Annotated in this window: 11 protein-coding genes; 9 read left to right on the top strand and 2 right to left on the bottom strand. The window is 39.7% G+C overall.

The annotated features are described in order from the left end of the window. Positions 1-44 precede the first annotated feature (44 nt). The 3 genes from DSM08_RS12455 to DSM08_RS12445 are packed head-to-tail and all read left to right on the top strand — an operon-like array spanning position 45 to position 2,284. Positions 45-953 carry a ComEA family DNA-binding protein gene (locus tag DSM08_RS12455; protein ID WP_149526468.1) on the top strand — a complete coding sequence of 303 codons (909 nt, stop codon included), beginning with the start codon at positions 45-47 and terminating at the stop codon, positions 951-953. Then, positions 950-1,480 (top strand): adenine phosphoribosyltransferase, encoded by a 531-nt coding sequence (locus tag DSM08_RS12450; protein WP_149526467.1) that lies wholly within the window; start codon positions 950-952, stop codon positions 1,478-1,480. The genes DSM08_RS12455 and DSM08_RS12450 overlap by 4 nt, the downstream gene beginning before the upstream one ends. Before the next feature lie 30 nt (positions 1,481-1,510). Then, positions 1,511-2,284 (top strand): TerC family protein, encoded by a 774-nt coding sequence (locus DSM08_RS12445; RefSeq protein ID WP_149526466.1) that lies wholly within the window; start codon positions 1,511-1,513, stop codon positions 2,282-2,284. Between the two features lie 110 nt (positions 2,285-2,394). Here the strand turns inward: DSM08_RS12445 and DSM08_RS12440 are convergent, their stop codons facing one another. Continuing rightward, the gene (locus DSM08_RS12440) at positions 2,395-2,973 is read right to left on the bottom strand and encodes a hypothetical protein (RefSeq protein WP_149526465.1); all 579 of its coding nucleotides are present in this window, start codon (positions 2,971-2,973) and stop codon (positions 2,395-2,397) included. Beyond that, positions 2,957-4,492: a 2,3-bisphosphoglycerate-independent phosphoglycerate mutase gene (gene gpmI, locus DSM08_RS12435; protein ID WP_149526464.1), complete on the bottom strand. Its 1,536-nt coding sequence runs from the start codon at positions 4,490-4,492 to the stop codon at positions 2,957-2,959. Before gpmI ends, DSM08_RS12440 begins: the two co-directional genes overlap by 17 nt. 282 nt (positions 4,493-4,774) lie before the next feature. Between gpmI and DSM08_RS12430 the strand changes: the two genes are divergently transcribed. The 6 genes from DSM08_RS12430 to DSM08_RS12405 all read left to right on the top strand — a co-directional run bounded on the left by DSM08_RS12430 (position 4,775) and on the right by DSM08_RS12405 (position 12,699). After that, positions 4,775-5,074 carry a DUF4783 domain-containing protein gene (locus DSM08_RS12430; RefSeq protein ID WP_187773856.1) on the top strand — a complete coding sequence of 100 codons (300 nt, stop codon included), beginning with the start codon at positions 4,775-4,777 and terminating at the stop codon, positions 5,072-5,074. Between the two features lie 72 nt (positions 5,075-5,146). Further along, positions 5,147-6,004 (top strand): carboxylating nicotinate-nucleotide diphosphorylase, encoded by an 858-nt coding sequence (gene nadC / locus DSM08_RS12425; RefSeq protein WP_149526462.1) that lies wholly within the window; start codon positions 5,147-5,149, stop codon positions 6,002-6,004. 13 nt (positions 6,005-6,017) lie between these two features. Continuing rightward, a complete protein-coding gene (gene plsY / locus DSM08_RS12420) occupies positions 6,018-6,668 on the top strand; it encodes a glycerol-3-phosphate 1-O-acyltransferase PlsY (RefSeq protein ID WP_149526461.1) in 651 nt (216 codons plus the stop codon). A gap of 73 nt (positions 6,669-6,741) precedes the next feature. Next, positions 6,742-7,542 carry a M48 family metallopeptidase gene (locus DSM08_RS12415; protein ID WP_149526460.1) on the top strand — a complete coding sequence of 267 codons (801 nt, stop codon included), beginning with the start codon at positions 6,742-6,744 and terminating at the stop codon, positions 7,540-7,542. A 623-nt stretch (positions 7,543-8,165) separates the two neighbouring features. Next, positions 8,166-9,050, top strand: coding sequence for an ABC transporter ATP-binding protein (locus DSM08_RS12410; protein WP_149526459.1), 885 nt, complete (start codon positions 8,166-8,168; stop codon positions 9,048-9,050). After that, a complete protein-coding gene (locus DSM08_RS12405) occupies positions 9,043-12,699 on the top strand; it encodes an ABC transporter permease/M1 family aminopeptidase (RefSeq protein ID WP_149526458.1) in 3,657 nt (1,218 codons plus the stop codon). The genes DSM08_RS12410 and DSM08_RS12405 overlap by 8 nt, the downstream gene beginning before the upstream one ends. Positions 12,700-12,717 lie beyond the last annotated feature (18 nt).

Genomic DNA, 12,717 nt, shown 5'->3' with positions numbered 1-12,717 from the left:
AATTTATCAAGATTTAGCTATCCATCCAATTATTCGATAAGAAGATGAACAGATTATTCGCTTACTTCCGAATGCGAAGGGAAGAACAAATTGGTTTTTCCATACTTGCTGTATTGATTGTAATCCTCTTGTTCTGCACTTTTCTATACGATCGAGTGCCTAAAAAGAAGATGTTATCAACCGAAGTTCGCGCATTGGCTGAAGATCTTGTTTCTAGTCCTGACGTTCGATATGAGAATTCTCGAGTTAGTAAGCTCGGAGAAACTACCAAGTCTAAACCGGCCATATCTTATTTCTTTTTCGACCCCAATGGGCTATCTGTAGATGAATGGAAGCGATTAGGTCTATCAGAGAGAAAAATTCGCGTGATTCACAACTATGAGGCAAAAGGGGGACACTTTCGAAAGCCGGAGGATGTTGCGAAACTTTACAGTTTAACGGATGAGGATGTTGCACGCCTCTTACCCTACGTTCGTATTGCAGAAAAGGAATTTAAGCGAACAAACTTTGAAAGACCGATTGCAAAGAAGGCTTTTACTGCGCCTTATGAATCGCTACGCATTAACCTCAATACAGCAGATAGTGCTGAACTAACTCAGCTTCGTGGTATCGGGCCAGCATTTTCGAGACGGATTGTCAGATTTAGAGAGTTACTCGGTGGATTCTATTCGACGGAGCAATTAAGCGAAGTTTATGGTTTACCGGAAGAAACCTTTCTTCACATTAAGCAGCATCTACAGGTAGATGAAGCATCGATTGTTAAATTGAAGATAAACGATTTGGATGCCAATGCATTATCAAGACATCCTTACATATCGTATAAGCAAGCTAGAACGATTGTAAACTATAGAGAACATCACGGTGCTTTTTCTTCTATGGACGATTTAAAGAAGATTCTTTCCCTCGATGAGGCTTTTTTTCGTAAAATTGAAATTTATTTAGATTTCAAATGATAGAAGATCAACTTAAAGCCGTGATACGAGATATTCCGGATTTCCCTAAACCAGGTATTGTATTCAAAGACATCACACCCTTGCTTCAACACTCGGAGCTTGTTGAATTGGCAGTTCAAGAGTTTGCTCGTCGATTGGAAAACATAGAGTTTGATGTTATTGCGGGCATTGAAAGTAGAGGCTTTCTTTTCGGCTTTTTATTAGCGCAGTATATGAAAAAACCTTTTATTCCCATTCGCAAACAAGGGAAGCTTCCTTATCATACCGTATCTGAGTCTTATAAGTTAGAATACGGACAAGCTACTATCGAGATGCATGAGGATGCATTTCCTAAGGGGACTAAAGTCCTATTACATGATGACCTTTTGGCCACTGGCGGAACGGTAGTAGCAGCTAGTAAATTGATTGAAAAAGTTGGAGGAAGTGTGGCAGGCTATACATTTGTTATCAGTTTGGATTTTCTACAAAGTGCAGGGCGATTAACACGTTTTAATGAAAATATTATATCTTTAGTGGGTTATCAATAACACTAACATTAAAACAACTAAACATTATCTATGGAATGGCTGCTGGATCCAAACATTTGGATATCTTTTCTAACATTAACAATTCTGGAAATCGTATTGGGTATCGATAATATTGTCTTTATCTCGATTCAAAGTGCAAAATTACCTGTAGAGCAACAGAAGAAGGCTCGACAGATAGGTTTGTTATTGGCGCTAGTTATGCGCGTAGGGCTATTATTCTCGATCAAATGGATTATGGGGCTAACGGAGCCTTTCTTAAATCTAGCTGATACTTTAGGGATAGAAGATCCACAATGGCACCGCTACTTGACATTATCCGGAAGAGATCTCATCTTGTTCATAGGTGGATTATTCTTGATTTATAAGGCAACTACGGAGATTCACCATAAGGTTGAAGGTCATATCGAGGCGAGTTCTGGTAGAAGCAAAACCGTTACTTTTTCCAGTGTGATTATTCAGATCATTATTCTCGATCTAGTGTTCTCATTAGACTCAGTTATTACCGCTGTTGGTATGGTGGATCAGATTGGAGTAATGATTGCTGCGGTGATTGTTGCTGTGGGTATCATGTTGTTATCTGCGGAAAGTATTTCCAAGTTTGTAAATGATTACCCATCTGTTAAGATGCTAGCATTAGCATTCTTACTTCTAATCGGGGTGTCGCTTACTGCAGAGGCGTTCGATCAGCATATACCGAAAGGTTACATCTATTTCGCTATGGCTTTCTCAGTCCTTGTGGAATTTCTAAATATCCGTGCGGAGAAGAAAGCATTGGAGCAATTGGAAAAAGAGAAAAACAATTAAATAAAAAAAGGACTATCCAATCTTGTTGGATAGTCCTTTTTTTTTGTGCCCATTTTTGAGAACTCCTCAGGAGGCAAAATATAGTTCGTAGCAGATTCTCTTTTACTTTCTTAGAGAGCCTTATCGGATTTCAAGTTTCCTTGAACTTTATAATAGTTTTCACCCATCACTCGCACTTTCTGATTCTTTTCAACGATATAAAAATTGCCTTTCTCATAGACTAAGAACTCAGATGTTTGATATAAGGTGTTTTTTACATGCTTATCCACGCTCAGCATCTTTACCTTTCCTTGCTCATCAAACGCTATTCTAACGCAAGCAAGATCTAAATCTGGATTAGTAAAGTTATACTCTACAACCGAGTCTACGGTGTCTAATTCGATAAAGCCAGCATAAGCGGGTTTGTTTAGATCTATCGATTTAAAACTTGAGAATTCATTATCCCAGTCTTTAATCTTCAAATCCTTAGTTTCCTCCTCTTTATCCTTAGTTACTGTTTTATTTACGCTCGGATTAGCTTGTTTCAGTGAGTCTATCTCGTTTTGGATAAAACTAGGAATATCAAAATACACCTCTGCCTTTTGATCTGCCTTTTGCTCAGATTCAGGGGAGGAACAAGCATGCAAAGCGAATGCTAGGCCTGTCGCCAATGCTAATTTTTTTGATAAGTTCTTAGTAAACCAATACATCACCATTCATTTCTAATGGAATTTCCAAGTTCATCATTTTGAGAACTGTAGGAGCGACATCTCCCAGTTTTCCATTCTTTATATGCTTGTACTCGTTGTCGATTAAAATGCAAGGTACTAAGTTCGTCGTATGTGCAGTATTAACAGAGCCATCCTCATTCAACATAAATTCAGAGTTTCCATGGTCAGCAAGGATAATAAAAGAATATCCTTCTTTTAGCCCCTGATCTACCACTTGCTTCGTCACACTGTCTACCTTCTCCACAGCTTTCACTACCGCTTCGAATACACCTGTATGGCCAACCATATCTGGATTAGCAAAATTTAGACAGATGAAATCAGGGTGATTTACCTGCATATCTTCACAAATAGCATCAGCGATTCCCTGCGCGCTCATTTCCGGTTGCAAGTCGTAGGTGGCTACCTTAGGCGAAGGAATCAAGATACGAGACTCCCCTTCAAACTGCTCTTCGCGTCCACCGGAGAAAAAGAATGTTACATGTGGATATTTTTCGGTTTCGGCGATGCGAACCTGTGTTTTGTGCTGAGCGGATAAAGTTTCTCCTAAAGTTTTTGTTAAGTTATCTTTCTGGAAGATCACTTTAACACCTTTGAACGTATCATCATATGATGTCATCGTCACATAATATAAGTCCAAAGGATGCATATTATATTCAGGAAATTCCTGTTGTGTTAATGCGATCGTGATTTCGCGGCCGCGGTCTGTTCTAAAGTTATAGCAAATCACCACATCACCATTTTCTATCGTTGCGATAGGGGTGCCGTCTGGTTTCACCATAACGATAGGCTTTACGAACTCATCAGTTACTTCATTGGCATAGGAAGCTTCAATCGACGCAACCATATCTGTAGAGGGAGTACCCAATCCTTTTGTAAGTAAGTCATAAGCTTCTTTCACTCGCTCCCAACGATTATCGCGGTCCATCGCATAATACCGTCCTATGGCGGAAGCCACGGTACCCACCGAAGACACTAAATGCTGATTTAACTCTCTCATATAGCCAACACCGCCATTAGGGTCTGTATCACGTCCATCTAAGAAAGCATGTATGAAAACCTGATCATTTCCTAGTTCAGCATTCTTTGCAGCATCACATAGCGCTTTTAAGTGTAAGATATGTGAGTGCACCCCTCCATCAGATAGCAATCCGATGAAATGTACCTTTTTATTATTTTCCTTAGCGTAGTCAAACGCTTTTTCTAATGTTAAATCTGAATTGAATATCCCTTCGTTTGCAGCTTTATTAATGCGGCCCAACTCTTGGTAAACAGTGCGTCCTGCACCAAGATTCATATGTCCAACCTCCGAGTTACCCATCTGTCCTGCGGGTAAACCTACGGCTTCACCAGAGGCTTCCAGTTTAGAATTTGGATAAGTTGCTAGTAAGTAGTCTAGGTATGGAGTTTTTGCAGCTAATACAGCGTTTGAATTGTCATCTTTTCCGTAGCCTAATCCATCCAGGATTAATAATGCTACTCTTTTTTGCTCAGAACTCATTACACAAATATAATATTAATGCGGTGAAAACTATAATTATGATGGTTAAGCTTATACTTTGTTGAAAATAATTATGATTGGCATAATTTTGGTTGTAAAATTTGGAATTTTAAAGCGATATACTTTTATATATTTAGAGAAGTTCCAATCAATGGAGTTTTTAGAGTCATGATACATCATTTAAAAATAAGCTGCAGACCATTATTATATATATGCTATGCCCTTCTTATTTTGCCATTACTGTCCTTTACCATTAGTTATAATGATGTTGGAAACGAGATAATGGAAGCTTTTAAATCGAACAATGCGAAAGCGATTTCGAACTATTTTGGTTCGAATGTTTCTTTGTCGATTAAGAGTGATGGTGGCTATTACTCAAAATTTCAGGCCGAGATGCTATTAAGCGATTTTTTTCAAAGCAATAAGACTTCGGAGATTAAGCAAGTGCAACGGACTTCGCGAACGAATAACAGTTTTTATATCGTTTACCAATTAAAAACATCGTCCGGTACATACCGGGTTTTTACAAAGTTTAGCCAAATCTCGGGAGAGACTCAAATCGCTGAACTTAGAATTGAATAACATACATTTTATTGGATTTATCTTTTATTTAAAGTAATTTTTATTCATCTTCGCTTAATTTTACATTAATAAATGGAGAAAGAATTTAAAGAAAAGCTATTGCAATTTGTTGAAGACGCAATAAGAGAGGATGTTGGGCCTGGAGACTATACCACTCTTTCTACTATTGATGAAACAAAGCAAGGTGAAGCTCAGCTATTAGTTAAGGAATCGGGGATTATTGCCGGTATTGAAGTAGCTAAGGAAATATTTTTAGCCATTGATCCTAACTTACATTTCGAAATATTTTTAAAGGATGGCGACGCGGTGAAATACGGAGATATCGCATTTCGCTTAAAAGGAGCTATCCATACCATACTCAAAGGAGAACGTTTAGTTCTCAATGTCATGCAACGTATGTCTGGTATTGCAACACAAACCGCAAAGTATGTGGCTGCAATCGCGGGTACCAAAGCTCGCGTTCTAGACACGCGCAAAACAACGCCCTTATTGCGTTTCTTAGAAAAGAAAGCCGTTGAATTAGGGGGAGGAGTAAACCATCGTTTTGCGTTGTATGATATGATCCTCATAAAAGATAATCATGTCGACTACGCTGGCGGCATTACTGCTGCTGTTAACTCGGCTTTATCGTATAAAAGCGAGCATAACTTAGATATTCCTATCGAAGTAGAGGTTCGCAACTTTGAGGAGTTGAAGGAAGTTATTGCGATCGGAAAAGTCGATCGCGTTATGTTCGATAACTTCAGACCAGCACAAGTGAAGGAAGCGGTTGATCTAGTAAACGGTCAATTGGTAACTGAAGCTTCTGGTGGAATCACCCTCGATACGATTGCAGAATACGCAAAACAAGGGGTAGATTTCATCTCTGTTGGAGCTCTTACGCATTCGGTTAAAAGTCTGGATTTGAGCTTAAAAGCGAAACTTATTTAGTAAATTGCTGTATATGATTTCAATCTATCTCGTAGGAATAGTCATATTAGCATATTTATTCGGATCAATCCCTACGGCGGTTTGGTTTGGACAAGCGTTCTATGGTGTTGATGTTAGAGAGTATGGTAGTGGGAATGCTGGAGCAACCAATACATTTCGTGTTCTCGGAAAAAAAGCAGGCTCGGTCGTGATGTTTGTCGACATCTTGAAGGGCTGGACTGCAACCAATTTACCTTATTTGTTAGATAGCAGCGTGGTTGGAAATCACGATGCCCCACAATTTGTCAATTTTCAGTTGGCACTTGGCGTTATTGCGGTATTAGGACACTTGTTCCCGATATTTGCGGGGTTCCGTGGAGGAAAGGGCGTAGCAACATTATTTGGGATGGTTTTGGCAATACATTGGCCGGCCGCCTTATGCTGTGTCACTGTCTTCCTTTTAGTATTATTTATATTCCATTACGTTTCGCTAGGTTCCATTCTAGCAGGATTTACCTTTCCATTTAGTATTGCCTTTATTTTCAAGACCACGGTGCCTTCGGTTTTGTTGTACGGCATTGCTATCTGTGCCTTGATTTTAGTGACTCATCAAAAGAACATCGAACGCCTACTCAAAGGCAAAGAGTCTAAAATATATTTATTCAAGAAAAAATCATCTGGTTAAACTTTTTGGGTACAAGTTTTGTTTAATCTTTGTAAAACATTATTTGTATTGAGTAAACTTAATAACAACGTTTATGAAAAGAATTTTTAAATATACGGCCATGTTAATGTTGGGGGCGTCGATTGCAGGATGTGCAACATCAGCAATCACTGGTCGTAAATACCTGAAATTGGTAGATTCTCAACAGATTAATGATCAAGCTGCACTTGCCTATAAAGACTTTTTAAGCAAAAACAACTCGAAAGTAGTTACTGGTACTGCTGCAGCAACCCAGGTAAAACGCGTTGGTAGTAATATCGCCGTGGCTGCAAACCAGTACTTAAAACAATTAGGACTTGCAGATAAATTTAACTTCAACTGGGAGTTTAACTTGATCGAGAGCCCGGATGTGAATGCATGGTGTATGCCAGGCGGTAAAGTAGCGGTTTATACCGGTATCCTTCCGGTAGCGAAGAATGATGCTGGACTAGCAACGGTAATGGGCCATGAAATTGCGCATGCAATTGAAGAACACTCCGTTTCTCAGTATTCAAATGCCATGGCTGCACAATACGGAGCACAGATTTTAGGTGCCGCAGGTGCTATGTCTAACAGCAAATACATCGGTATCTTCAACCAATTGTATGGTATTGGCTATCAAGTAGGTTCATTAAGATTCTCCAGAAACGACGAATTAGCAGCAGATAAAGCAGGTCTTATTCTTATGGCGATGGCAGGTTATGATCCAAATGAGTCTATCAAATTCTGGGAAAGAATGGCACAAGGTAAGTCAGGAAACCCACCAGAGTGGTTAAGTACTCACCCTAGCGATGCTCGTCGTATTGCACAGTTGCAAGCGATGATTCCAGAAGTGATGAAATATTATAAGAAATAAACTTATAAACAGAAAAAGGAGCTCCCTAAGGAGCTCCTTTTTCTGTTTATAGTAGTTAGTATTTAGTAGTTAGTATTTAGACCTATGGCGTAATATCTTGTTTCCTTTCCTGCTTCGGACAAGATGTTAGACATTAGACAATAGAGTTTAGACCCGATCCTGCTTCTGCTTTCATCCTTCCTTTCTTGGTTCGGATTAGATGTTAGACATTAGACAATAGATTTTAGAGCCGATCCTGCCAATCCTTTCATCCTCCCTTTCCTGGTTCAAAGACGATCCTGCTTCTCCTTTCCTCCTTCCTTTCCTAGTTCAAAGACAAAACATCCTGTCAATCCTAACTTGAACGCCCTAGGTCTTAATACTAACTACTAACTACTAACTACTAGATACTATTCTAACCCAATTCAAACCCAATGTTTAACCCTTTCATAACCCTTCTGAAAGGGCTATGAAAGGGTTTTGATTAGGTATTATAAAGGCTTTGACCTGAGGAAGGTAAGTACGATTTATATTCTTCGGTTTATTGATCAAACTATTTGATGCTGGTAGAAAATTATTTATTTTAATTTTTATTGTTACATTTTTGCTTTTAAGGCGACTAACCTAATATAACGACTAACAACATGAACTTAACGATTAGTAATTTAAACAAGACTTATAGTAATGGCGTGAAGGCGCTAGATAATGTTAATTTGACGATAGGGCCGGGGATGTTTGGTTTATTGGGGCCAAATGGTGCTGGGAAATCATCTCTAATGCGTACTATCGCGACTTTGCAGACACCGGATTCGGGCGATATTACCTTTGGAGATATCGATATATTGAGCGATAAGAATGCGCTTCGTCGCGTATTGGGTTATTTGCCACAGGAATTTGGGGTGTATCCGAACTTATCTGCTGAGGAGCTATTGAACTATTTTGCTAATCTGAAAGGAATCAGTGCTAAAGCCGACCGCCAAAAGATTGTTACGGAAGTATTGCAGGTGACAAATCTTTACGATGTACGTAAGAAAAGCGTGAGCGGATATTCTGGTGGTATGAAGCAACGTTTCGGTATTGCGCAGATGTTGCTGAATAATCCGAAATTAATTATCGTTGATGAGCCGACGGCTGGATTAGACCCAGCGGAGCGCCATCGCTTCTTAAATGTTCTTCGTGAGATCGGAGCACAGCATACCGTTATTTTCTCAACACACATTGTGGATGATGTTCGTGAATTATGCCATGAATTGGCGATCATGAATGGTGGCCGTGTGCTGTTCCGTGGTTCGTCAGAAGAAGGGGAGAAGCAGTTGAATGGTAAGATCTGGACGAAGCGCGTTGAACGCAGCGAGTTTGATGCAGCAAATGCGACACATAATATTATCTCTTCGAACTATAATCAGGACAATACGCTCAACATTCGCGTAATGAGCGATGTGCAGCCTGACGAGTCTTTTCGCTCGGTAAGCCCTATACTAGAAGACGTTTATTTTGTAGCCCTTAAAAACGATAGCATCAATGTTTAGTACCATCTTTACTTTCGAAGTAACACGCTGGTTTAAACAGCCTGTTTTCTATGTCTATTGTGTTATTTATTTTGCCTTAGCTTACTTTACGACGATTGCTGCGTTGGGTGCATTCGATGCCGTTTCTGCGACGACATCGACTCCTGTATATGTCAATTCGCCACTAAATATCGCGGGGTTCTTCAATAGTTTTTCTACGTTGATTTACTTCCTATTGCCGACTATTATTGGCGCGGCAGTATATAGGGATTATCTCTATCACGTACATAATCTATTATTTTCTTATCCGCTAGATAAGTTAAGTTACCTGTCGGCGAAATTTCTCAGTGCATTGCTGGTTGTCAGTTTTGTAGCCATCCTTACCATATTGGGTTATTATATGGCTCAATTTCATCCAGGAATCGATAAGAGTATGTTGGGGCCAAATCGTATAGAGGCATATTTCAGTGGATTTCTATTGGTTGTTTTGCCGAACTTTCTTTTGTTCGGAAGTATCATTTTTGCGTTAGTAACCTTCAGCCGAAATATCTACGTTGGATTTGTGTTCGTGCTGATCTTATTGTTATTGCAATCGGTGCTTGATATTGCTACGCAGGATGCGGATAATCGTTATTTGGTTGCTCTGTTAGACCCATTTGGATTCCAGCCTATTACCTATTATACAAAATACTGGAGCGTTGAAGAGCAGAACAATAACCTATTACCCATGTCGGGCGTTATGCTTTACAACCGACTTATTTGGACGGGGCTGGCAGTGCTGATCTTAGGCTTGGTTTATTATAAGTTCTCATTCTCACAATTGGGGATCAGCTTCACACGTTCGAAGTCTTCTGAACGGGTTACGAAAAATAACTTTGGTAGCATAATCAAGATTGATCTGCCAAAGGTCGGCATATCGCATTCTTTTTTCAGCAATTTGAAGTTGAGCTGGCGACTGAGCCACATCGATTTCAAGTATGTGGTTAAGAATTGGACGTTCATTATTCTGTTGCTGATAGCGGCATTATTCGTATTGGCGGTGATGTCTGTCGGAGGTATGCTGTATGGTACGGTTACTTATCCCGTTACATGGCAAGTCTTGCAGACCATGGGTGGAATATACAGTTTTTTCCTCGTGATCATGATCTTGTTGTTCGCCGGAATGCTCATACAGCGGGATCAACAAAGCAATATGAAATTGCTTATTGACTCGACGTCTGTTCCGAACTGGGTGTTATTGACTTCCAAGTATATCGCTTTGATGAAGATGACCATCGTTGTCCTCATCATTAGTATGCTGACCGGTATTATCTATCAAACTTATAATGGTTATTTCAAATTCGAGATTGGACATTATTTATACGAATTGTTTATCCTCGATTACTTGAAATATCTGGTATTGATAGGTTTTGCGTTATTTATCCATGGGTTCTTCCGCAATTATTTTGTAGGGTTTATCGTGTGCTTAATCATTGTCTTAGGCATCCCATTCCTGTCTAGAATTGGTATCGAGCAGGCAATCTATAAATTCAATAACGGCGCTAGCTATCACTATTCAGATATGAATGGTTATGCAGATATCCGTCATTATTTATATTATCGATTATATTGGTTGTTGTTTACAGGTGTATTATTTGCCTTGACATTATTGTTCTGGCGCCGCGGTATCATCTCCAACGTGAAGGATAGATTGCAACAATTTGCACTGCGTTTTAAAGCGCCAATTGTAATCCCGGCGCTGTTGTCGTTGATTGCTTTTGTTGGTTTAGGTTATGCGATTTACTATGTAAATAACGTTGTTTCGACTCGCTATTCCAACAAAGAGAAGGAATTGCAGCAGGTAGATTATGAGAAAAAGTACCGACATTTCCAAGATCTGCCTATGCCGCGCTTGGTTAGTGTATTCGCAAAGGTCGATATAACACCAAAAGACCGACATCTTAAGGCGGAGGGCAATTTTGTTTATGTGAATAAGACGGAGCAGCCTATTGACTCGATGTTTATGCGATTTAATGGATCTGTGAAGACTGAGGTTAAATTGGATCGTCAGATTAAAAATACGGTTAAGGATAGTATTTTGGAAGTCAACATCTATCATTTGCAGGAACCTTTGATGCCTGGTGATTCTTTGAAAATTAAGTATCAACTTACTAGTCTTTCGAATACCTTCTTAATGGATCGCTCGTTGATTTTAGAAAATGGAACATTTTTTAATAACTCCGTTTTTCCATCTTTAGCATATGAAGATGGGGTAGAGCTTGTGGATAACAGAGTCCGTGAGAAGTATAAATTGGCACCACGCGATCGTATGGCAGATCCTCGCGACAGTAGCAAATTGAGGAATACCTACATCTCGAAAGATGCAGATTGGATAGACTTTGAAGCGATCGTTAGTACAAGTCCGGACCAGATTGCGATTGCGCCAGGATACTTGCAGAAGGAGTGGGAAGAGAATGGCAAGAAGTACTTCCATTATAAAATGGATAGTCCGATCCTTAACTTTTATTCGTTTATTTCGGCGAAGTATGAGGTAAAGAAAGAGAAGGTGAATGGCAAGAATATGGAGATTTACTATCACAAAGGACATGATTATAATCTAGACCGTATGATGGCTTCGATCAAAAAATCTTTGGGCTATTACGAGTCGAATTTCAGCCCATATCAGTTCAATCAATTACGTATTATTGAGTTTCCTAGTACGCACGGTACGTTTGCACAAGCCTTTGCGAATACAGTTCCATTTTCCGAGAGCATTGGTTTTATTGCTAAAGTAGACGATGAAAATCCGAATGCAGTAGATTATCCGTACTCGGTTGTGGCGCATGAGTTTGCGCATCAATGGTGGGCGCATCAGGTAATCGGGGCGAATGTGAAGGGTGCTACCATGATGTCAGAGTCTTTATCAGAATATAGTTCTCTAAAAGTGTTGGAGCATACCTATGGTAAGGGGCAGATGCGTAAGTTTTTGAAGGATGCCTTAGACCAATATTTAATGGGGCGCGCGAGCGAACAGTTGAAAGAGAACCCGTTGATGTTGAATGAAAATCAACAATACATTCATTATAACAAGGGATCGTTGGTGATGTATGCCATGAGCGATTATTTAGGGGAAAACGCGTTCAGCAGCATGCTCAAGGAATATATTGCGAAGACAGCGTTTCAAAACCCACCTTATACGACTTCAATCGAGTTTGTGGATGTACTAAGAAAGCACACGCCGGATTCGCTGCAATACTTGATCAAAGATATGTACGAGACAGTAACGCTTTACGATAATGCCATCGAAAATGCTAGCATTAAGCCACTCAAGGATGGTAAATATGAGGTGAGCATGGACTTTAAGGTGTCGAAATATCGCACGGATGAGAAGGGAAAGCGCAGTTATGAAGATGTGAAGGGAACGAAGCTTTCGGAGAAGATGAAAGATAGTGATAAGCGTTCCGTGGAATCATTGCCTTTGCGCGATTACGTTGATGTCGCGATTTTTGGATCGCCGAAGAAGCAGGGGAAGTATGAGCACGAACATGCGCTTTTAGAAAAGCGGGTTAAAGTGGATCGTATCAAAAATCGATTGACCTTTGTTGTAAATGAGAAGCCCATCGCGGTAGGTGTTGACCCATATAACAAATTGATTGATACAGATTCTAATGATAATCGTCATACATTTTAAATGATTGTTCTTTAACTT

The sequence above is a fragment of the Sphingobacterium hotanense genome (assembly GCF_008274825.1).
GTDB classification, from domain to species: domain Bacteria; phylum Bacteroidota; class Bacteroidia; order Sphingobacteriales; family Sphingobacteriaceae; genus Sphingobacterium; species Sphingobacterium hotanense.
This window is presented reverse-complemented; position numbering and strand designations above follow the sequence as displayed.